We start from the raw sequence: 20735 nt of genomic DNA on the forward strand, positions 1-20735 counted from the left end.
TCGCCCCGAAGCGGTCCGGCGCGCCGTGTCCCGGTCACTCCGGCGGGTCGGTGGCCCGGCGCTGCTGGCGGATCGTCTCCTCGGCCAGTCGCTCGACAGCGCGTCGGCGTTCGTCGGCGATGGCTCGTTCGTCCCGGCGGCGGAACGCGGTGACAACGGCTACCACGAAGTCCCGCCAGATGCCGGCCACGATGTCCCCCTGCGGAACGTTGCCCGACCTCAAACGTAGCTCCGCGAAACCACAGTCGGTCAGCGCGTGCCTTCCGGTCGTTGGGAGGGCTGTGGCGGGGTAAGAAGGGGCTGGTATCTCCGCACATCGGAAGGACGCGTCCCCATGACCCTGGAACGACCGATCGCCCCGGACCCGTACGAGCTGCTGCCGACGCTGCCCTCGTTCACGCTGACGAGCGACGACGTGCAGAACGGCGAGCCGATGGACGCCCGGCACGCGCATGGCAGCACCGGGGGTGACAACGTCTCGCCGCAGCTGACCTGGTCGGATTTCCCCGCCGAGACGAAGAGCTTCACTGTGACCTGCTACGACCCGGACGCGCCGACGGGCAGCGGTTTCTGGCACTGGGTGCTGGTGAACGTGCCGGTCAACGTCACCCAGTTGCCAAGCGGGGCTGGTGGCGCGGCGGGCACCGACCTCGGCGGGGCGTTCTCGGTCCGCAACGACTACGGCGAGCAGGGCTACGGCGGAGCGGCTCCGCCGGCCGGCGACCGCCCGCACCGGTACGTCTTCGCGGTGCACGCCCTGGACGTCGACCGCCTGGACCTGACCCCGGACGCCACCCCCGCCTACGTCGGCTTCAACCTGACGTTCCACACCCTGGCCCGAGCGGTAATCCGCCCCACGTACCAAATCAAGGACTGACCCCGCCCCCAGCTCCCGCGATCTTGCACTTTCTGTCCCGACATCCTTGACATAAAGGGCATAAGGACGACAGAAAGTGCAAGATCGCCGGGGCCGGGGGTCAGGCTGGAACGCGGGCTACGGCGAAGACGGACTGGCCGAAGGGCGGGAGGACGAGCTGCTCGGCGGCCTTGGTGGCGGGCAGGACGAGGGTGTCGTACACCTTGACCATCGGGCCCTCCTTCGGCATCAGCCGGAAGACCTTGGTGGCCATGAAGTAGCCGATCAGCCCGAGCGCGTTGGCGTAGTGCATCTTCTCGATCGTCAGACCGGCGTCGGTCATCGCCGCCCCGAGCGTCTTCTTCGTGTAGCGGCGGACGTGCCCGGTGGCGATATCGGCAGGACCCATCGCGAACTGGAACGCGGGCACGATGATGATCACGGCGCCGCCGGGTCGGACCAGGTCGCGCATGCTCTGTAGCGCGCCCACGTGGTCCTCGATGTGCTCCAGAACGTTGTACGAGACGGCGGCGCTGTAGTCGCCCCGGTCGTTGTGCGGCAGCAGCATCTGCCGGACAACGACGTTCGGGCGGTCGGCGAGGCGCTCCTTGAGCTGCACCAGCCGGTCCGGGTCGGCCTCGGTGGCGGTGAACCGCGGCAGCCGCTCGGACCATTCCAGCGCGTAATCACCGAGACCGCTGCCGATCTCGATCGGGTCGTCGCCGAGATACGGCACGGCCAGTTCGATGAACCAGCGACGGTGGTTGACAGCGGTTGCCAGGCCTTCCAGCACCTCGGACTGCACGCGCTGATCCCCAGTGATTTCTGCCATGCGTCGATTCCTCACGATATGAACTCGACCCGTGCCTGGACCGACAGAGTGAATCATCCGCTGGGACGGCGAAAGAATCGGGGCATCGGGGTGGCCGAATTGTGGTCGGGGGGTGGGTTCGTGATCGGCGGTCGGCGAACCCGGCACATAGTACGGCAGTACCCCGAAACATGTCACGGCGGTGCCATACGCTGACTACCCTATGAATTGTCATGACTACTCCTGAACCGGACGTGCCCAGCGGCAGCGGCGGCCCGGCCGCCGCGCCGTCGGCGGAGGGGGCTTCCGGTGCAGTTCGGCCTTCCCGCAGGGGGATGTGGGCCGATCTGGCCGCCGTGCTGAGCTTCGTGGTGCTCGGCTTCTGGGTCACCTGTCGACTCTGGCTGGACCCCGGCAGCGATGTGCGGGACAACCAGTCCGATCAGTCGCAGTTTGAATGGATGATGGCCCACGGTGCGCGAGTAGTCACGCACTTTGCGTATCCGTTCCATTCCAATCAGATGAACGTCCCCGACGGCGTCAATCTGATGGCCAATACGTCCGTATTATCCATTTCATTGCCAATGACGCCGATCACCCTGCTGTTCGGGCCGCGAGCGTCATTTCTGATCTTTCTCACCGCCGGCATGATTGCCACCGCCACGGCCTGGTATTTCCTGCTCTCCCGGGTCCTGATCGGCAGCCGGGGGCCGGCGTGGCTGGGCGCCGGCTTCTGCGCGTTCGCGCCGGCCATGGTGTCGCACGCCAATGGGCATCCGAACATCGTGTCGCAGTTCGTCGTCCCGCTGATCATTTGGCGCACGCTACGACTCGGCGAACCGGGCCGCTGGCTGCGCAACGGGGTCCTCCTCGCGCTGGTCATCGTCTGGCAGGCGTTCCTCAACCTGGAGATCCTGCTGATGACCGCGATCGGGCTCGGCGTGATCGTCGGCGTGCTCGCTCTCGGCCGCCCGGATCTACGGTCGCGGGCCCGATCCTTCCTCGCCGGGCTGGCCGTCGCCGCGGGGGTCGCCGGGCTCCTGCTCGCGTACCCCCTGTACGTCCAGTTCTTCGGACCTGACGCGTACTCCGGGTTGTCCCGTCTGATCCGCGGCTACTCCAGCGACGTGGCCTCGTTCGTCGCGTACTCCCGGGAATCGCTGGCCGGCAGCGCGCGCACCGCCGCGGGCCTGGCCAAGAACCCGACCGAGGAGAACAGCTTCTTCGGTTGGGCGCTGGTGGTGCTGGTGATCGCAGTGGTCTGGTGGCTGCGCCGCTCGATCGTGGTGCTCGCGCTGGCCGCGCTCGGGTTGCTCTTCGCTGTGCTCTCGCTGGGTCGGGAGGTCCGCTTCGACAACCGGGGTACGGGTGTGCCGGGCCCCTGGGCGGCGCTGGAGAACCTGCCCATCCTGCACTCGGTGGTGCCGACACGCTGGGCGTTGGCGATCACCCCGATCATCGGGCTGCTGCTCGCCTACGGCGCCGAACGTGCCCGCGAGTTGGCCGACGCGCACCCGGCCGATCGGAGGCAGGTCCGCTTCGTCACCGCCACAGTGCTCACGATGGCCCTGTTGCCGATCGTCCCCACCCCGCTGCCCGTGGCCCACCTCGACCCGGTCCCCAGCTTCGTGACCAGTGGGGCGTGGCGGCCGTACGTGGCCGGTGGGCGCAGTGTGGTGACCCTGCCGTTGCCGGACACCACCTACGCCGAGCCGCTGCGCTGGTCGGCGGCGACCCGGCTGGACATGCCGCTGGCCCGTGGCTACTTCCTCGGCCCGGACACCCGCCCGAACGCCGATCCGCCGAAGGTCGCGTTGTTCGGTGCGACTCCCCGTCCCACCAGTAGCTTCTTCTCCACCATCCGGCGCACCGGGGCGGTGCCGCCGATCACGCCGCAGAGCCGGGTCCGAGCGGTCGACGACCTGCGCTACTGGCGGGCCGGGGTGGTCATCCTCGGGCCGCACGAGCACGAGGCAGCGCTGCGCCGGGGGATGACCGAGCTGACCGGGATCCAGCCGGTCTTCACCGGCGGCGTGTGGGTGTGGGACGTCCGGTCGTTGACCGATTGAGCAGTGCGGTCCAGCCCGGCTCGGCGGATGCAGCCCGGCCTAGCGGACGCAGCAGCCCTGGCAGACCTTCGGGTGGGGCAGGGTGAAGGCGAGGCAACAGGTGCGACGCTGCACTGTCGGCTCACCGGTCGGCCCCGGCACCAGCTCGATCAGGTCGGCCAGGTCGAGTGCGCCGAGCACTGTGTCGATGCTCTGCACAGTGGAGCCGGGCAGAGCGTCAGCGGCCCGCAGGATGCCGTGCGCGATGCCGGAGGCGACCGAGCCGAGTAGCGTCCGGGTGCCCACCCGGACCTCGGACTGGATCGCTGTGATGAGCGGCGCCAGGTGGGCGTCGAGCAGGGACGCGCGCAGCGCGGCCAGCAGCTCCGCCTCGTCGGCGACGACCCGCACCTCCGGAAGGCCGACCAGCGCCAGCGGATCGTTCGGCAGCACCGCCACCGTGGTGCCCCGGCGCATGCCCATGGTGAGCAGCTGGCGATGGTCCTCGAAGTGGATCAGCAGGTCGGCCGGATCGAGCAGTGGCACCCGCCGGGCGGAGGCCCAGCCGAGCACTACCGGCAACGCTGCCCAGTAGCTGTAGGACTTCCAGGCCAGCGCAGCGCAGGCGTGCGGGGTGCCGCCCCAGCGGACGGCGGCGCCGTTCAGCAGCTCCGGCAGTCGGGTGCCGTCGATCAGGGTGGTGGCGGGCGCCCAGCCGAGCTCGTCGTCGACCAGCAGGCCCCGGGCGAGGCCGGGGAGGTCGTCGGTGCCGAACATGGCCCGGAGCGCCGCGGTGACGGGGGCGAGCGGCGTGGTGGCGGCCTCCCGGCGTGGCATCACCGCTGTCACCTGAGTCGTCCCCTGTCTGTGTGACCGAGGAGTGCGCCCCGGCGGACGAGCCAGTGCCGTCCTGAGCTAAGGCTAGCCTAACCAAGGCCCTGGCCGTAAGGGAAGCCTCACCTTGGTCACATCCCGGACGCCCAGGTCACCCCGTGAATGACGGGAGTAGTGCTTCGCCTACTACCCGGAGTCAGTGCTGGGAAACGCCGCCGCACGATCGATGGCCATCGGTGAATTGTCAAGCGGTGTGTCGAAAACATGCCACTTGCGTGTGTGCTCGCGCACGGAACGTGAAACTTATAGCCCCGGCCACGAGGAAGCTCATGACGACCTCACCCCTCGAACGGGCTGCCGACTCCTTCGCGGCCGAACTCGCCCGGCAACGGACCGGGCGCGGGCTGTCCAAGAAGCAACTGGCCGTCCTGATGGGGTTCGACCCGTCCTACGTGAGCCACGTCGAGGGGCGCCGTCACCGCCCGACCGAGGACTTCGCCCGCCGCGCGGAGGCCGTGCTGGAGGCGAGCGGCGCGATCTGGCAGCGCTTCCGGGAGTACGACGACCTACGGCACGCTCGGGCGGGTCCACCGCACCGCGAGCAGTACCTGCCAGGCCAGTGGCTGCCGCCCGGCACCGGCTTGGTCGTGGAACGGGAGCTGGCCACCCTCACCCACGCCGACGACGGCTACCGGTGCGTCATCCACCGTGAGCTGTACAACGCCGGCACCGAACCGGTCACCCGCTACCTGGTCCGGGTCGCCGTCGACCGCTACCCGAACGACCCCGGCCGTTCCAATCGGCACCACCGGGAGCACCCCCTCACCTTTGCCGAGCTGCAGATACAGGCCCGTCGAGACGACGGCGGCGGCGACCCGGAGCCGATGCACTGGCGAGCCAAGCACGATCGGGACGCGTTCAAGGAGATCTGGCTGCTCTTCGAGAACGGCGAGCGACGATTCCCCCTCTACCCGGGCGACCGGGCCACCATCGAGTACGCGTACAGCGTCGGGCACGAGAAGTGGGGCCCCTGGTTCCAGCGAGCCGTCCGACTGCCCACCCGGCAGCTCGCCGTACGCCTGGATTTGCCCGCGGCACTCGACCCGCAGGTCTGGGGCGTGGAGACCTCGCTCAGCGCCGAGGAGGGCCCGCTGCGGACGGCCCCGCAGCGTCACGACGAGGGCGACCGGGTGATCTACGACTGGCAGACCGACGACCCCCCGTTGAACGCCCGCTACCGGATGCAGTGGCGGTTCCGTGCCCGTCCGGACACCGAGCCGGACGTCGGCCCCGGCGGCGCCCGGGTCCGACCCAGCGACCGGATGCGGGGCCTCGGCATCGTGCAACGCGGGGACGACCTGCTCCGCCAGCGGGCCCGCCCGTTCGACCTGCCCGGGGAGGAACACGCCGCCAGGGACGTTGTCGACCGGCTCACCATGGCCCTGGCCCGGCTCGACGAGCTGCACCCGTTCAGCAAGGGAGTGGGCGTTGCCGCCCCGCAGTTCGGCATCGGCCGCGCGGCGGCCGTGGTGCGGCCCCCCGACCGGTCAGCGGAGCCGGTAGTGCTGCTCAACCCACGGGTGGTCGACGCCGACCCGGAGACCGACGAGCAGTACGAGGGCTGCCTCTCCTACTTCGACCACCGAGGTCTGGTGCCCCGGCCGCTACGCCTGGACGTGGAACACGCCCAGTGGGACGGCAGCCGGATCATCACGTCGTTCGAATTCGGCATGGCCCGGCTGGTCGCACACGAGATCGACCACCTGGAGGGCCGGCTCTACGTCGACCGGATGGCACCCGGCGTGCCGTTGGTGCCGGTGGAGGAGTACCGCGAGACCGGGCACCCCTGGCGGTACTGACCACGAAGGGACCGGGGCGCGTGCCCCAGGGGGCAGGGGCACGCGCCCCGGTGTGGGGGGAGGAACGTCTAGAGGTCACCGAAGGTGTCGTAGCGGATGTGCGGCGGCGGCACGTTGTCCGCGGCGAGCACCCGCAGGGTGGACCGGACCATCCGGGCGGCACCGGAGACGAAGCAGTCGTGCGTGGTCCACGGGCCGTACCGGGCCACCACCTCCGGGATCTCGCCCTGCTCGCCGTCGAAGTCCGGATCCTCGCTGCACGCCGCGGTGACCGACAACCACGGGTGTACGGCCACCAACTCCTGCAACCCGTCCAGGCCGTACAGGTCGGCAGCCTGCCGTGCGCCGTAGAAGACGTGCACCCACCGGGTCCGGTTGAAGGTTGCCAACTCCTCCACCAGCGCCTTGATCGGCGCCAGCCCGACGCCGCCGGCCACGCAGAGGATGTCCCGTTCCGAGGCGCGGTCCAGGGTCATCGACCCCATCGGCGCCGCCAGGCGGAGCAGGTCACCCGGCCGCACCCGCCGCACCAGGGCGCCGGACACCCAGCCGGCCCCCGGAGACCGCACGTGGAACTCCAGCACGTTGTCGTCGTTCGGGGCGTTCGCCACCGAGTAGTTGCGCCACACCCGGGGGTGGTGGCGCGGCGCCTCCAGGCTCACGTACTGCCCCGCCTGCCAGCGCAGCGGATGCTGCAACGCCCGGCAGGTCAGCACGGCGGTGTCCGGGCCGTACCGCTCGTGGGTCAGCACCTCGGCGTGCCAGAACGGCGGGTCGTCGTCGGAGGCGGCACCGGCCACCATCAGGGCGGCGATGGCGGCGTACGCCTCCCGCCACGCCTGGTCGTACTCCAGGTTCCAGCCGTCACCGGCGGTGCTGCGCAGCGCGTCCAGCAGTGCGACGCCCATCGTGGCGTAGTGCCGCTCGTCGACGTGGTACTTGCGGTGGTCGCGGCCCAGCGCCCGGAGGAACTCGTCGAAGCTCTCCGGGTCGTCGACAGTGTGGATCGCCGTGATGATCGCTTCGAGTAGGCGGTCACCCTGGCCGGTCATCTGCACCGGGAAGAGTTGCCGCAGGGCGGGGTCGAGCAGGAACACTCGGGCGTAGAAGTGCTCGGTCAGCCGGACCCGGTCGTCCTCAACCAGGGTCCAGCTCTCCTTCAGCAACCGCGCGAGGTTGTCCATGGACGCTCCTCCTCCAGACGGCAACGGATCGGGCGCTCATAGAATCTCCACGGAGCGTGTCGACTGGTCGCACAGAATGTGCGATCGGCTCATGGTGGCCGGTCGGCCATGTCACGGGTGCCGTACGTCGGGCAGAGTGGTGCGGTGACCGTTGAGCTGACCCGCCCGGTGTCCCGCCGACTGCTGGGCACCGAGACGCTGCTGGTCCTCGGCCTCTCCCTCGGCCAGTCCGCGATCTACGCGGTGGTCTCGATCATCGCGAAGTTGACCGCCGACGGTCCGCTCTCCAAGCAGACCGCCTCGCTGAACACCTCGGCGTCGGCCCGCCCCTGGCTGGACCTCACGTACCAGCTACTCGGCATCGTGTTCGCGCTGCTGCCGGTGCTGCTCGCCGTACACCTGCTCAGCCGTGACCCCGGCGACCCGGCGCGGACCCTCGGCCTGGACGCCCGGCGGCCCGGTCAGGACGTGGCGCGCGGCGCCGGCCTCGCGGCGCTGATCGGCCTACCCGGGCTGGCGCTGTTCTGGGTGGCGGCCCACCTGGGCCTCAACGCCACGCTGGTGCCGGCCGCGCTGCCGGACGTCTGGTGGACGGTTCCGGTGCTGATCCTCGCCGCCGTGCAGAACGCCGTGCTGGAAGAGGTGATCGTGGTCGGTTACCTGGTCACCCGGCTGCGTCAGCTCCAGTGGCGGCTGGCCGCGATCATCGCGGCCAGCGCGCTGCTGCGCGGCTCGTACCACCTCTACCAGGGCTTCGGCGCGTTCGTCGGCAACGCGATCATGGGCGTCGTGTTCAGCGTCTTCTACCTGCGCACCCGGCGGGTGATGCCGCTGATCATCGCGCACACACTGCTCGACGTGTTCGCCTTCGTCGGCTACGCGCTGCTGCCCAGGGAGTGGTTCGACTGGCTCTGACCGGTCAGCGCCGGTCGGGTCGGTAGGCGGCCACCGCTCGGGCCGCGAGCCGGTCGGCCGCCGCCGAGTCACCCAACGCCGCCGCGAGCACCGCCGCGCCCGGCAGCAACCGGGCCACCAACCGCAACACCACCCAACCGCCTGCCTGCGCCGTGAGCGGCGCGGCCAACCGCCAGGCCGCCTCCGCCGTGCGCGGCCACGCCCCCTCGACCGGGTCACCCGCCGCCTCGGCGGCGGCCAGAGCCGCCGCCGCGCTCGCCCGATCCGGGTGCACCTGGGTCAGCACCAGCAGGTCGGCGGCCCGGTCGGGATGCGTCGGATCCTTGCCGTACGCCGCGGCCAGGTGCAGCACCAGCTCCGAGTGCGTCCACAGCACCGCCGCCAACTCGGCCAGCGGCGCGAAGAAGCCGGCCAGCGCGGCGGTCGCCCCACCCGCACCCGCCGAGCGGACGAACCGCCGGGTCGCCAACCGCGCCAGGCCGTCCGCCGAGGCGTCCGGATACCTGTCGCGCAACCCAGCGGCCCACCCGGCCGCGCCGGGCCCGAACGTCCGCACCGCGGCCAGAGCCAACAGCTCCGGTGCGAAGCCAGGGTGGTCGAGCACGCGCGCGGCGACCGCGCGCAGCTCCGATTCGGGGGTACGCCCCAGAGCCGGCTCAGCCTGCCGCACGGCGGGTGTTGCCGGTGCCAGCTGCGGCTCGGCGGGCGCCGTCTGCTGCGTGACCACGGGTTCGGGGGCGGGCTTTGTCGGCGTGGTGCTCTTTCGCGGGGTGGCCGCTCGCTTGGTGGTCTTCGCGGCTTTGGCCGGGGCCGTTGGCGTGATGGTGCTCGCTTCGCCGGTGGTGGTCTGCGCTTCGCCGGTGGTCTGCGCTTCGGTGGTGCTCGCGGCCTTGGTGGGTTTTGCGGCGCGCTTGCGGGGTGCCGGCGTGGCCGGGGTCACCTCGGCGGGCGTGTCGGCTGCCTGTCGAGGCAGGGGGCGATCCGGCTCCGGTGGTTGGAAGAGGACCGCCGGGGCGGCCTTGGCCCGTCGAGGACGCTGGGTCGCCGGGGTCGCCGGCGGCGGCGTCGACGCCTCAGGCTCCACCGTCTCGGTGGGCTCCTCGGCCACGATCGGCGGCCTGAAGGTGGCCCGTGGGGAGCGCCGAGGCGCTCGTTCAGCAGGCTCTCGACGGGTCGACTCGCTGGGCGGCTGCTCCTGCATATCGATGGAGCGTAGTCCCGATCACGCCGACGCACAGCGTGGAAACACGGGGGCGGGCAGGCCTCGGCTGGCGTACCCCGGAAGTCGTTTTGCTCCCGGTGGGTGGCGACCTGTATTCTCGGGCGCGGTGGTCTGAGGATCACCAGGGAGACTTCGCCTAGTCTGGTCTATGGCGCCGCACTGCTAATGCGGTTGGGGTCTTAAAGCCCCTCCCGGGTTCGAATCCCGGAGTCTCCGCGCGAAAGCCGGGTGTGTACACTGGCTGAGCACAAGCGCCCGTAGCTCAATGGATAGAGCATCTGACTACGGATCAGAAGGTTAGGGGTTCGAGTCCCTTCGGGCGCACAGCAGTTGAGCAGGGACAACGCCTCTTTGGCCATCGACGGAAGTCGACCAGAGGGGCGTTTTTCGTGCACCCATGGGTGCACACCCGGCCGCTGACGCGGGCCGGCCTGCGGCGGGCCCGAACGACGACCGACGGCGTTGCGGTTTCGTCCAGATACAACACAGGTATCCGGATGAAACCGCGCCTTGCCGGATCGCCGCCCGGACTCCGCCTCGGCTCGACCGCCCTTCGACGACGATCCTGCCCGATTCGGTTACTGGGAACGGCACGTACCCATCGACGATCGAGGCTGCGGGATGCGGCCGAAGAACCGCGCCGAATGCGAACCGGACCCCGAGGAACTCGGTGCCCGGCGGGACCGGTGCCGTAGTCGCCCTCATCTCCGGCCCGCGCAGGCTGGCGAGTAGACGTCCCTGCGCCCGCGAGAGGATCAGATGCCAGCAGGTGCGTGCTGCGGACGTCATCGTCTCCTCCGCGTCAGAGCGGGTGCGCCACACGCGGTCGACGAGGCTCACATCGATCTCGGTGTCGCGATGCTCGAACCGCAACGCCATGGCCTCCTCCGTCTCCAATCTGCCGAGGTATCCCCCCCATGCGAACGCGCTTCATGATCGCCCTGGCCGTAGTCGGTCTTGGTGGGCTGATGGTCACCACCGGGTGCTCGTTCCAGGAGAGCATCTGCTCTGGTGGTGAATATCCGGCGATCGCTGTTGGCGGGCTGGGCGGCAGCGCCTGCTTCCCGGATGGGCAGGAACCGACCCCGCCGTACGTCCGCTACCCGGAGGGCAAGGTCCCGCAGCACGTCGACGACGAGTGGGACGTCTACTGGCGCAGCCACGGCATCGACGAGAACAACAACATCATCGATACCTGAACCGCCGCACCCGGAGGATCGTCGAACGCCAGAGGAACGACGGTTCGAGTCCCTACGGTCGTTCCGCAGACGGCATCCGGTCCCGCGCGGGTCCGATCTTCGTGACCGAACCTGTGCGGGACCGGATGCCTACCTCGTGCCACCCGAGTGCCGGGGCGATCGGATGATCAGCCGAAGCAGTTGGGCACCGGTGGTGAGCTCGGTGTGCAGTTCGTGGGCCGGTTGCCGCTGATCACCGTCTTCTGGTCCACGTTGACCTGGCCACCGTCGTTGAAGATCCCGCCGGGTGCCAGGATGGAGATGTTGTCGGTGACCTTGCTTTCGGTGAGGGTGAGCGAGCTGTTGTTGTAGATTCCGCCGCCCTGGGAGTTCGAGCCGATGGCCCGGTTCCGGTCGACGTGGGTGCGGCGTAGGACGACGGTGCCGCTGCCGTTGTAGACGCCGCCGCCGTGTTCGATGGTGCTGTTCGTGCTGGCGACGTTCTCGTTGATCCAGCTGTCCTCGGCGACGAACTGGCCGATCTGGTTGTAGACGCCGCCACCCCGTTGGCCGGCTTCGTTGTGGTGGACCTTGCCGTGCTTGAGGTGGAAGACGCCGTCGGAGAAGATTCCGCCGCCCTCGCTGCCGGCTCGGTTGTCGTTGACTTCGACGTTCCTGGCCTCGGTGGTGGAGTTGATGCCGCCGCGGATGCCGCCGCCACGGAAGCCTGCGGTGTTGTTGTCCAGGTGGACGTTCTCGAGCACGGCGACCTGGCTGTTCGACAACCCGCCACCAGCACCACCGATGGGCAGAACGGTGACGACCCCGATCGTGTTGTTGTAGCTCAGCCGGGTGTTCCGCACGGTGAGGTTGCCGTTGTTGTGGACGCCTCCGCCGTCGTACAGGGCGCTGTTGTTGCTGATGTTGCTGCCGCTGTCCTTCTTCTTGTCCCTGTCCTCGCCGTCCCAGTCCTTGCCGTGGTCGTTCCCGCCGAGGATCTTCGTGACGCCGAAGTTGGCGATACCACCGCCCGTGCCGTTGGTGTGGTTGTAGACCACGTCGGTGTTCTCGATGGTGGCCCTGCCGCCGATGTCGACCCGGATGCCACCGCCGCCGGCGCCAATCCCGCCGTCGGCTTGGCCGCCCTTGATGGTCGCGTCGCGCAGCGTCAGGTCGCCGCCGGCTCCGACCTCCAGGATCCGGAACGGGGTGGCGTTGGCCGCGCGGACGATGGTGGACCCGTTCCCGTCGATCACGACCTGCTGGGTGATGATCGGCAGGCCGACCGCACCGAAGGGCACCGGTGGCTGGGGTGCGGATCTGTTGAGCGTGTAGGTGCACTTCTCGGCGAGCCGGAGCTTCGCCCCGGAGTCGGCGTTCGCGCGGACGATCGCCGCGATCAGCTCGTCGGCGTTGCAGGGTACGGACCGGAAGTCGTCGCCCCTGTCGTCTCGATGGTCGCCGTCCTTCTTGTGGTCCTTGCCGTCGCGGCCGCCCGGGTCCCGGCCTCCGTGGTCGTCGCCGCTGCCCCGGTTGCCGTCGGCGAGGAGCTGCGCTCCGGCGTTGGAGGGGTTGCTGCCGCTCTTCCCGGTCGCTCCGCTCACCCCGGCCGGCGTGAAGGCGGCCAGACCGACCACTCCGGTCAACCCGGCCACTCCGGCGACGAGCCAGCGCACCCGGCGCCGCTTCGGCGGACTGGCCTGACCTGCCGCTACTTCGCTCATGTTCGGGTGCAGATAGTTGGACATCGAGCTACCTAGCCCTTCTCCGTACACCAGGTTTCCGCACGTCACAGTCGGCGCAGAAGGCGACAAATCGGTTGTCGCCACCAAGGCGAAGGTAGTCGAACGATCCTCACCTTAAATGGTGTTATGCGAAAAATGCCTACATTCGGCGTACGCGTCACTGGCGCCACGGCAGCCTCACCATGCCCTTCTGTCCTGCCGACACCTCGTGCTCCAGTGGCCGCTCTGGCCAGGTGCCCGGGGTTGCCGGCGCTTGACGTGGGCCAAATCAGCGACAAGAATTTACAGGAATCGCTGTTAGCGTTAACAATCCGTCCCAGTGCTGCGACGGCATCGTCATGCCGATGTCGCGGCGGTCGCGACGGCCTGACTCCTCGGTCAGCACTACCACTGCAGGGGAGAAATCTATGCGAACGAGGGCAAGATGGCTCGCGGCGACTGCCGCACTCGGTGTTGTCCTCGCCGGGGTGCTGACCTCGACCGGCCCGGCCAACGCGGAATCCAACGGCGGGGTGCGGGTGATGCCCCTCGGCGACTCCATCACCGAGGGCACCCAGGTGCCGGGCGGGTACCGCATCGGGCTCTGGCAGCGCCTCGTCAACGGTCGATACACTGTGGACTTCGTCGGGTCGCAGTTCAACGGGCCGGCCAGCCTGGGTGACCACGACCACCAGGGACATCCCGGCTGGCGCATCGACCAGATCGACGCGAACATCGTCGGCTGGCTGAACACCCAACGACCGCAGACCGTCCTGCTGCACATCGGTACCAACGACATCCTGCAGAACTACAACGTGAGCACCGCGCCGAACCGGCTCTCCACCCTGATCGACCGGATCACCACCACGGCTCCCACCGCGGAGGTGTTCGTCGCGCAGATCATCCCGCTCTCCAACAGCAACCAGGAGGCGGCCGCGCGCACCTTCAACGCGGCGATCCCCGGCATCGTGCAGAGCAAGGTGAACGCCGGCAAGCGTGTGCGCCTGGTCGACATGCACAGCGCGCTCACCACCGCCGACCTGATCGACGGCGTCCACCCCACGTCCGGCGGTTACGACAAGATGGCTGCCCGCTGGTACAGCGCGTTGCAGTCGGTGCCCGGCAGCATCGGCGACCCGGGCAGCGGCACCGGGCCGACGACCGCGATCGTGGGTGCCCTGTCCGGTCGCTGCGTCGACGTCCCCGGTTCTTCCACCACCAACGGCACCCAGGTGCAGTTGTGGGACTGTCACGGCCGCACCAACCAGCAGTGGACCTACACGAGCAGCAAGACGCTGACCGTGTACGGCAACAAGTGCCTCGACGCCGCCGGCTATGGCACGTCCCCGGGCACCCTGGTCACCATCTACGACTGCCACGGCGGAACGAACCAGCAGTGGAACGTCAACGCCAACGGCACCATCACCGGAGTGCAGTCCGGCCTCTGCCTGGACCCGTACAACGTGGGTACGGGCAACGGCACGAAGCTCGTCCTCTGGACCTGCACCGGTCAGACCAACCAGCAGTGGAGCCGCCGATAGCTCGTACGGTCGCGCCGGGTGGTCGGATCGCAGGTGATCCGACCACCGTCGCCTTCCCGCACTTCGCCGGCAATGAAGCTCTTGACCTGCCCGCGCTACCCCGTGGACGCCGCACGCCGGAGGCGCCAGGTGTCGGTGAGTGTGATGCCGACCAGGACGCCTACGGTGACGAGCACGACGAGGATCGGCGCCAGCGTGGTCATCGCGGGCGTGGTGCCGATCAGCAGTGCCAGCCAGGCCAGCCGCGAAGGCGGGAGTTGGCCGAGCAGCACGTACTCGGAGCCCATCCGTCCGAGCACGAACAGCACCGGCCCGCCGACGATGAGGACGAGCCAGGTCGCAGGAGTGCTGCCGAGGGGTTCATGGAGAACGAGGTCCACCCCGGCCGAGGTCGCGATGATCCCGGTTATCACGACGGCGTAGACGTAGGGCGCGAGGCGCGCCGCCTGCCGCGGATTCTGGTGCGCGGACCGGTCGACGAGTTTGTTGCTCTGCAGCCCGTAGATCTGCCAGAACAGCAGCGCGGTGACGATCGCTGCGAAGAACGCGACGGTCCGAGCGGGGGTGTACACAGCGGTGGCGAATTGCAGCGTCGCCATCAGCGCCAGCTCGCCGAGGGCGAGAATGGCGATCTGCTGGTACCGCTCCCCGAAGTGGACGCTCAACTGACCGTACTGGTCGAGTGGTGTGCGGCCTCGTCCGGGCGTTGGGTAACGCAGCGCGGATGCCACGTAATCGACAACGAGAGCGGTGGCCCACAGGCCGGTGCGCCAGGCCGGATCGGTGAACGCGCCGACGAGCCAGAGGGTTCCGGAGACCACGAACCAGAAGAGGAACCGCTGGGCCCGAGCGTGCGCCCTGTGCGGGCGCAGCGCGACGACCAGCATGATCCCCCGTGCCAGGTGCAGGCCGACGTACGCGCTGGCGAAGAGGAGGCCGCGCCCGCCGTAGGCACCTGGTACGGCGACCGCCATCAGGACCACGCCGAATATCGTGCTGACGACCACAACCTGGATCACCCGTAGCCGGGGGTCGTAGTACTCGGTGTCGATGGCGGTGCCCGCCCAGGTCCACCACGCGGCCAGCAGCAGGATGACGCTCTGTCCCAGTCCGCCCCAGGTGGGTTTCATTGCCAACTGCATCGAGAGTTGCGCGAACATGGCGACGTAGATGCTGTCCGTGCAGAGAAAAGTGGGCGTAGGTGCGCCTGCCTGAAACGGAGGAATCGCATGCTCAGCACGTTTCACTCGCGGGTCCGAGCGGTTGCCGTCGTCGGTATGGCCGGTGTTGTGGCGGCGATCGGCGCGGTGACCCAGCACGCGTCCGCTGCCGTGGTAGCCGCGCCGGCTGCCGTGGGCGCCGACGCACGCCGGGTCGACATCCCGCACATCGCCTCGACAATCAAGCCACCGGCGGGATCGCGCCCCGTCGGCGCGTACGTCGTCACTCGCGGAACGCAGACCTACACGTGTGCTGGCGGCGTGTTCACCGGCGCATCGGTGCCGGAGGCGCAGTTGATCGGCACCGGCGGCCGGGTCCATCACTTCAAGGGCCCGAGCTGGCAGTCCGAGCGGGACGGCTCGCTGATCACGGCGAAGAAGACAGCGGAGAGCCCACGGCCGGGGACCATCCCCGAGCTGCTGCTGACTGTGGACACCCATGCCGGCACCGGCATTCTCGGCAACGTCGCGTACATCAGCCGTCTGCTGACGTCGGGTGGCGTCGCCCCGGCCGGTGCCTGCACCGACGGCACGACGGTGGCCGTGCCGTACGGCGCTGTCTATGTCTTCTGGGCCTCGAAGCGGTAAGGGTCTCGTCCCGGCGGAAGCCGCCCCTGCCCGGCCAGGCGGACGGGGGCGGCTTCAGCAGCGTCAGCCGTGACGGGGCGACAAGCCCCGGTAGTGGCCGCCTGATGGACGGCATCGACGGGATTCGGTGGGCGGGAGATAGGCTGCGGCCGGCGTCGGAGTGACCTAAGGGGACGGGTGATGGGCGGAACGGTTCGCGCGGTGGTCGCGGTCTGCGGGCATCTGGCGTGAGCGACGGGTTGCGTCCCGGTGACCCGGCACGCCTCGGTGAGTACGAGGTGCTCGACCGGCTCGGCGACGGGGGCATGGGCAGTGTCTTCCTGGCCCGTTCGCCGCAGGGGCGGCCCGTGGCGGTCAAGGTCGTCCGTGCGGAACTCTCGCACGACGAGGAGTTCCGGGGTCGGTTCCGTAGCGAGGTGAACCGTGCCCGCCAGGTTCCACCGTTCTGCACCGCGGAGGTCCTGGACGCCGACCCGGACCATGACCCGCCGTACCTGGTGGTGGAGTACGTCGAGGGCCCGAGTCTGGCCGAGGTGATCCGAACACAGGGGCCGCTGGGGGCGGCGCGCCTGCACAGCATCGCGGTTGGGGTGGCCACCGCGCTCACCGCCATCCACGGCGCCGGGGTGATCCATCGCGACCTGAAGCCGGCGAACGTCCTGGTCGCACCGGGTGGGATCAAGGTCATCGACTTCGGCATCGCCCGAGCGTTCGAGGCGACGAGCCAGCACACCCGGACCAACCAGATGGTCGGGACCGTCTCGTACATGGCTCCGGAGCGGTTCGAGACGGCTTCCGGCCGTCCGGCGGGCCCGGCCGCGGACATCTTCGCCTGGGGCGCCCTGGTCGCCTACGCCGCGACCGGCCGCAGCCCGTTCGGGGGCGACTCCCCTACCGCCACCGCGATGCGGATCCTCACTCAACCGCCGGACCTCACCGGTCTCGGTGGGCCGTTGCGGGAGTTGGTCTCCCGGGCGTTGGAGAAGGACCCCGCTGCCCGGCCCACCGCCCGGGAGTTGCTCGACGGGTTGTTGACCGCAGCGCCTCCGGTGGGTGCCGGCGGGCCGGCCCAGCTCCTGGGCGCGACGCCGCCGAACGTGTCGCCCGCCGCCGATGGTGATGATCAAGGCGCGCGGTCGACGCCGTCGGGTCTGGGCACGGCCTCTCGCGCGGGTTCACGTCGGCGTGGCTGGCTCACGGCGCTGGGGGCGACCGCTGCGGTGATCGCCGTGCTGGTGCCCGCTTTCCTGTTTGGCCCAAAACTGTTGGGTGGGCAGTCCAAGCCGGACCGGGCCGCCTCGACGCCGAGCGGTGGCCCGGCGACGAGCGGTGGCCCGGCGACGAGCGGGCCGGCGGCCACGGCGTCCATGCCCGCGTCGGGCAAGCCGTCCGCCTCACCGTCGGCAAGTGTGGACCCCACCCAGGCCATGCTGGCCGGTCAGCGGCGATTCCTGCTGCACGTGGTGGAAATCGACCGCGATCTGTCGCTGCCCTCTCACGGCGAGCTCAAGGTTGGTGACGGGACCGGCAAGGACGCGCTCTTCGTGCTCGAACCGGTCGGCGTCGATTACATGATCAAGTCCGTCAACCCGGACATCGCCCACCGACCGTGCCTCGGGGTCAAGCTCGACTCAGAGGGGTACAAGTCTCTCGTGGGAGCCGACTGTCGGCCGACCAAGGCGACCCTGTTCGCGATATCCCGTGAGGGCGAGGACGACAAGCGGCGCCCCTCCTACGCCATCATCAGCGAGGAGTACGGCCCGGTGCAGTGGAGCCCGACCAAGAGGGAGATCTTCGTCGAGTTTCTCGGCGACGCCCCGCTGAACACCACGTTCAGCCTTGTCGATCGAGGCGCGGTCTGACTCGGACGTACCCCGGCTCCTGCTGACCGGCCACCCGGTGGGCCTTGACCCGCACGGCGATCGCTTCCTGGCGGTCGCCGCGCCAGCGCGCCTGCCGGTCGACCCGTCAGGCTGAGTTCACCGGCGCCACCAGCAAGCCACCGGCAATGGGCAGTCGTCGATGTTAACGCGCTCGCGGGGACCTCCTCAAGGGTTCGACGGTGGTCCTGACCGGGGATCTGGGGCGATGCCTGCGGGAATGCCGTTCAAGAGGTCCCACCCCATGATCCACAGCCCGACAACGGCAGATGTTCCCAGCACATTACGTCTTGACGAACGGCATGTTATCGCTCACAGTCGATGCCTAAGGACGACGACACCTTGGCTTTCCGGGCAAGCCCTGCTTCGTCGATCTCGAATCAGGCGTGCGCTACTGCTCGCCGGCGTCTTGTTAGCGCTAACTCTCTGACGCCTGCGCGCTCGGCCACGCGTCGCGGTACGCCCACCCTCGGGCAGGCCGTTCGGCTCTTGGTCACTGGAGGAGGATCATGTCTGCCCTCGATAGGTCTCCATCGATCGCAACGCCGTCGCGGCGGCGTTGGTGGTTGCCCCGCATCCTCGCCGCCAGCGCGGCGGCATTGATGGTCGGTGGTGCCGCCGTAGCGGTGGTGTCGTCTCCCGCCGCTGCGGCGTCGGTCGACACGAACGCGTGGTACGTGCTGGTCAACCGCAACAGCGGCAAGGCCCTGGACGTCTACAACCTGGCCACGAACGACGGTGCCCGGATCACCCAGTGGGCCCGCAACAACGGCAACCAGCAGCAGTGGCAGTTCGTCGACTCCGGGGGTGGCTACTACCGAGTGAAGTCGCGGCTGTCCGGCAAGGTGCTGGACGTCTCGGGCTTCTCGACCGCCAACGGTGGCAGCATCGTGCAGTGGAGTGACCTCAACGGCACCAACCAGCAGTTCCGGCTGGCCGACTCGGACAGCGGCTACGTCCGGTTGATCAACCGGAACAGCAACAAGGTGATGGAGGTGCAGGGCGCCTCGACCGCCGACGGCGGAAACATCGTGCAGTACGACGACTGGAACGGCTCGAACCAGCAGTGGCAGTTCGTCCGCGTCGACGGAACCACGCCGCCGCCGACGACGACTCCGCCGCCGGGCGGCACGTGCGACCTTCCCTCGACGTACCGGTGGTCCTCCACCGGAGTTTTGGCGAACCCGAAGTCGGGCTGGGTGTCGCTGAAGGACTTCACGGTCGCCCCGTACAACGGCCAGCAACTGGTCTACGCCACCACGCACGACTTCGGTAGCAGCTGGGGCTCGATGAACTTCAGCCTCTTCTCGAACTACTCGCAGATGGCCTCGGCCACCCAGAACACGATGAACTCCGGCACTGTCGCGCCGTCGCTCTTCTACTTCGCGCCGAAGAACATCTGGGTGCTCACCTACCAGTGGGGTGGCACGGCGTTCTCCTACCGGACCTCCACCAACCCCACCAACCCGAACGGCTGGTCCGCGGCGCAGCCGCTGTTCACCGGAAGCATCACCGGCTCCGGTACCGGCCCGATCGATCAGACGGTCATCGGTGACGGTACGAACATGTACCTCTTCTTCGCCGGCGACAACGGCAAGATCTACCGGGCCAGCATGCCGATCGGGAACTTCCCGGGCAACTTCGGCAGCAGCTACACGACCATCATGAGCGACACGCAGAACAACCTGTTCGAGGCCGTTCAGGTCTACAAGCTGCAGGGTCTGAACAAGTACCTCATGATCGTCGAGGCGATCGGCTCGACGGGCCGCTACTTCCGTTCGTTCACGGCGACCAGCCTGAACGGTTCGTGGACCCCGCAGGCCGCGACCCAGAGCAACCCGTTCGCGGGCAAGGTCAACAGCGGCGCGACCTGGACCAACGACATCAGCCACGGTGAGCTGCTGCGCACCAACGCCGACCAGACGATGACCGTCGACGCCTGCAACCTGCAACTGCTCTACCAGGGGCGTTCCCCCAGCTCCGACGGCGTCGACTACGGCCTGCTGCCGTACCGGCCGGGTCTGCTGACCCTGCAGCGCTGACCCGATTTGATCAAGATCGACTGACAGGGAACGGGCGGGCTCGGCGTCACGCCGAGCCCGCCCGGCTCATGTCAACGCTGCGACTGGCCCAGGCTCATCGGATCGGCGTGCCGGTGACACAGGTCAGCACCCGGCCCTGACCACGGGTGGCGCTCGATGTGGTCGTGGTGAAGCCGTGGGTCTCGAGCAGTGCTTCGGTCGCTGTGAGGTTCGCGGTGGCGTGCGCTTCGGTCGGTCGCTCGCCGAAGACGTAGAGCCGGCCTCCCGGTGCCAACAGGCTGCGTATCCGCGCGATCTGCTGCGCCGCGTCGCCCAACCAGAAGAGGCTGACGTTCACCGCAAAGATCTTGGTGAAGTGGCTGGTCGGAAGGTCGGCCGACTCGAAACCTGCTCGCCGGATCTCGGCTCTACCGGCGTCGATGTGGCTCAGGTTCCGTTCGGTCGCGAGCCGCACCGCCGTCGCGGCGCGGTCGATGGCGACGATCCGACCGGTGGTGAGTTGGCCGGCGACCAGGGAGACGGCAGCTCCCCGACCGCAGCCGATCTCCAGCACCTGGTCGTCGGGCGCGACAGCCATGATCTGCACCGCCCAGCGCTGCCGATGGGCGGGCGTCACCCGAATCGGTTCGTTCGCCGCGGGCGTCGTGCCAGCGCCGGACGAACCCGGAGCGCGGGTCGAAAGAGTGGACCTCACGACGTCACTCGCCGGTGCCTTCTCTGCTCACACCTCTGATTCCACCCTCTCGGCGGAGTCGGTGCACCGTGTCCTCGGTCACCGCGCCGGATCGAGCGGCGCGACAGCGTCAATCGCCGGCGCCTCACCGCCTGAGGCG

At 69.0% G+C, this 20735-nt stretch carries 17 protein-coding genes and 2 tRNA genes; 11 read left to right on the top strand and 8 right to left on the bottom strand.

Features of this window, described 5'->3' with window-relative positions:
- Positions 1-34: 34 nt before the first annotated feature.
- A complete protein-coding gene (locus AB0C20_RS00585; RefSeq protein WP_357178378.1) occupies positions 35-190 on the bottom strand; it encodes a hypothetical protein in 156 nt (51 codons plus the stop codon).
- Positions 191-334: 144 nt separating this feature from the next.
- On the opposite strand from AB0C20_RS00585, the gene AB0C20_RS00590 reads away from it, so the two are divergent.
- Positions 335-877: a YbhB/YbcL family Raf kinase inhibitor-like protein gene (locus AB0C20_RS00590; protein WP_357178375.1), complete on the top strand. Its 543-nt coding sequence runs from the start codon at positions 335-337 to the stop codon at positions 875-877.
- A 100-nt stretch (positions 878-977) separates the two neighbouring features.
- Here the strand turns inward: AB0C20_RS00590 and AB0C20_RS00595 are convergent, their stop codons facing one another.
- Entirely contained in the window at positions 978-1688 is a 711-nt protein-coding gene (locus AB0C20_RS00595) for a class I SAM-dependent methyltransferase (protein WP_357178372.1), read from the bottom strand.
- 314 nt (positions 1689-2002) lie between these two features.
- On the opposite strand from AB0C20_RS00595, the gene AB0C20_RS00600 reads away from it, so the two are divergent.
- A complete protein-coding gene (locus AB0C20_RS00600) occupies positions 2003-3736 on the top strand; it encodes a hypothetical protein (protein WP_357179462.1) in 1734 nt (577 codons plus the stop codon).
- 39 nt (positions 3737-3775) lie between these two features.
- On the opposite strand, the gene AB0C20_RS00605 is transcribed toward AB0C20_RS00600, so the two are convergent.
- On the bottom strand, positions 3776-4552 hold the full coding sequence (locus tag AB0C20_RS00605) for a hypothetical protein (RefSeq protein ID WP_357179459.1): 777 nt from the start codon (positions 4550-4552) through the stop codon (positions 3776-3778).
- A 326-nt stretch (positions 4553-4878) separates the two neighbouring features.
- On the opposite strand from AB0C20_RS00605, the gene AB0C20_RS00610 reads away from it, so the two are divergent.
- Entirely contained in the window at positions 4879-6408 is a 1530-nt protein-coding gene (locus AB0C20_RS00610) for a peptide deformylase (RefSeq protein WP_357178369.1), read from the top strand.
- A 68-nt stretch (positions 6409-6476) separates the two neighbouring features.
- Here the strand turns inward: AB0C20_RS00610 and AB0C20_RS00615 are convergent, their stop codons facing one another.
- Positions 6477-7592, bottom strand: a complete 1116-nt coding sequence (locus AB0C20_RS00615; RefSeq protein WP_357566908.1) for a globin domain-containing protein — start codon at positions 7590-7592, stop codon at positions 6477-6479.
- 144 nt (positions 7593-7736) lie between these two features.
- On the opposite strand from AB0C20_RS00615, the gene AB0C20_RS00620 reads away from it, so the two are divergent.
- A complete protein-coding gene (locus AB0C20_RS00620) occupies positions 7737-8507 on the top strand; it encodes a CPBP family intramembrane glutamic endopeptidase (RefSeq protein WP_357178363.1) in 771 nt (256 codons plus the stop codon).
- Positions 8508-8511: 4 nt separating this feature from the next.
- Here AB0C20_RS00620 and AB0C20_RS00625 read toward each other — a convergent pair whose 3' ends face one another.
- On the bottom strand, positions 8512-9615 hold the full coding sequence (locus AB0C20_RS00625; protein WP_357178360.1) for a hypothetical protein: 1104 nt from the start codon (positions 9613-9615) through the stop codon (positions 8512-8514).
- A 239-nt stretch (positions 9616-9854) separates the two neighbouring features.
- On the opposite strand from AB0C20_RS00625, the gene AB0C20_RS00630 reads away from it, so the two are divergent.
- The 3 genes from AB0C20_RS00630 to AB0C20_RS00640 all read left to right on the top strand — a co-directional run bounded on the left by AB0C20_RS00630 (position 9855) and on the right by AB0C20_RS00640 (position 10928).
- Positions 9855-9945, top strand: a tRNA-Ser gene (locus AB0C20_RS00630).
- A 35-nt stretch (positions 9946-9980) separates the two neighbouring features.
- Positions 9981-10053, top strand: a tRNA-Arg gene (locus AB0C20_RS00635).
- Positions 10054-10646: 593 nt separating this feature from the next.
- Complete coding sequence (locus AB0C20_RS00640) at positions 10647-10928, top strand: hypothetical protein (protein WP_357178357.1); 282 nt, start codon at positions 10647-10649, stop codon at positions 10926-10928.
- Positions 10929-11095: 167 nt separating this feature from the next.
- On the opposite strand, the gene AB0C20_RS00645 is transcribed toward AB0C20_RS00640, so the two are convergent.
- Positions 11096-12655 carry a hypothetical protein gene (locus AB0C20_RS00645; RefSeq protein WP_357566909.1) on the bottom strand — a complete coding sequence of 520 codons (1560 nt, stop codon included), beginning with the start codon at positions 12653-12655 and terminating at the stop codon, positions 11096-11098.
- 404 nt (positions 12656-13059) lie between these two features.
- On the opposite strand from AB0C20_RS00645, the gene AB0C20_RS00650 reads away from it, so the two are divergent.
- The gene (locus AB0C20_RS00650; RefSeq protein WP_357566910.1) at positions 13060-14172 is read left to right on the top strand and encodes a ricin-type beta-trefoil lectin domain protein; all 1113 of its coding nucleotides are present in this window, start codon (positions 13060-13062) and stop codon (positions 14170-14172) included.
- A 95-nt stretch (positions 14173-14267) separates the two neighbouring features.
- On the opposite strand, the gene AB0C20_RS00655 is transcribed toward AB0C20_RS00650, so the two are convergent.
- Positions 14268-15332: a low temperature requirement protein A gene (locus AB0C20_RS00655; protein WP_357566911.1), complete on the bottom strand. Its 1065-nt coding sequence runs from the start codon at positions 15330-15332 to the stop codon at positions 14268-14270.
- 69 nt (positions 15333-15401) lie between these two features.
- Here AB0C20_RS00655 and AB0C20_RS00660 point away from each other — a divergent pair, with 69 nt between their 5' ends.
- The 3 genes from AB0C20_RS00660 to AB0C20_RS00670 all read left to right on the top strand — a co-directional run bounded on the left by AB0C20_RS00660 (position 15402) and on the right by AB0C20_RS00670 (position 19902).
- Complete coding sequence (locus AB0C20_RS00660; RefSeq protein WP_357178344.1) at positions 15402-15980, top strand: DUF3455 domain-containing protein; 579 nt, start codon at positions 15402-15404, stop codon at positions 15978-15980.
- 227 nt (positions 15981-16207) lie between these two features.
- Positions 16208-17842: a protein kinase gene (locus tag AB0C20_RS00665; protein WP_357566912.1), complete on the top strand. Its 1635-nt coding sequence runs from the start codon at positions 16208-16210 to the stop codon at positions 17840-17842.
- Between the two features lie 527 nt (positions 17843-18369).
- Positions 18370-19902: a non-reducing end alpha-L-arabinofuranosidase family hydrolase gene (locus AB0C20_RS00670; protein WP_357178337.1), complete on the top strand. Its 1533-nt coding sequence runs from the start codon at positions 18370-18372 to the stop codon at positions 19900-19902.
- 94 nt (positions 19903-19996) lie between these two features.
- On the opposite strand, the gene AB0C20_RS00675 is transcribed toward AB0C20_RS00670, so the two are convergent.
- Entirely contained in the window at positions 19997-20518 is a 522-nt protein-coding gene (locus AB0C20_RS00675) for a class I SAM-dependent methyltransferase (protein ID WP_357566913.1), read from the bottom strand.
- Positions 20519-20735 lie beyond the last annotated feature (217 nt).

The organism is Micromonospora sp. NPDC048843 (assembly GCF_040649965.1).
In the GTDB taxonomy this organism is placed as follows: domain Bacteria; phylum Actinomycetota; class Actinomycetes; order Mycobacteriales; family Micromonosporaceae; genus Micromonospora; species Micromonospora hortensis.

Bases quoted from the DNA above. Each gene is read 5' to 3' on its own strand.
- AB0C20_RS00590 (WP_357178375.1), top strand. From the start codon at position 335: ATGACCCTGGAACGACCGATCGCCCCGGACCCGTACGAGCTGCTGCCG.
- AB0C20_RS00595 (WP_357178372.1), bottom strand. From the start codon at position 1,688: ATGGCAGAAATCACTGGGGATCAGCGCGTGCAGTCCGAGGTGCTGGAA.
- AB0C20_RS00600 (WP_357179462.1), top strand. From the start codon at position 2,003: ATGTGGGCCGATCTGGCCGCCGTGCTGAGCTTCGTGGTGCTCGGCTTC.
- AB0C20_RS00605 (WP_357179459.1), bottom strand. From the start codon at position 4,552: ATGCCACGCCGGGAGGCCGCCACCACGCCGCTCGCCCCCGTCACCGCG.
- AB0C20_RS00610 (WP_357178369.1), top strand. From the start codon at position 4,879: ATGACGACCTCACCCCTCGAACGGGCTGCCGACTCCTTCGCGGCCGAA.
- AB0C20_RS00615 (WP_357566908.1), bottom strand. From the start codon at position 7,592: ATGGACAACCTCGCGCGGTTGCTGAAGGAGAGCTGGACCCTGGTTGAG.
- AB0C20_RS00640 (WP_357178357.1), top strand. From the start codon at position 10,647: ATGCGAACGCGCTTCATGATCGCCCTGGCCGTAGTCGGTCTTGGTGGG.
- AB0C20_RS00645 (WP_357566909.1), bottom strand. From the start codon at position 12,655: ATGTCCAACTATCTGCACCCGAACATGAGCGAAGTAGCGGCAGGTCAG.
- AB0C20_RS00650 (WP_357566910.1), top strand. From the start codon at position 13,060: ATGCGAACGAGGGCAAGATGGCTCGCGGCGACTGCCGCACTCGGTGTT.
- AB0C20_RS00655 (WP_357566911.1), bottom strand. From the start codon at position 15,332: ATGTTCGCGCAACTCTCGATGCAGTTGGCAATGAAACCCACCTGGGGC.
- AB0C20_RS00660 (WP_357178344.1), top strand. From the start codon at position 15,402: ATGCTCAGCACGTTTCACTCGCGGGTCCGAGCGGTTGCCGTCGTCGGT.
- AB0C20_RS00670 (WP_357178337.1), top strand. From the start codon at position 18,370: ATGTCTGCCCTCGATAGGTCTCCATCGATCGCAACGCCGTCGCGGCGG.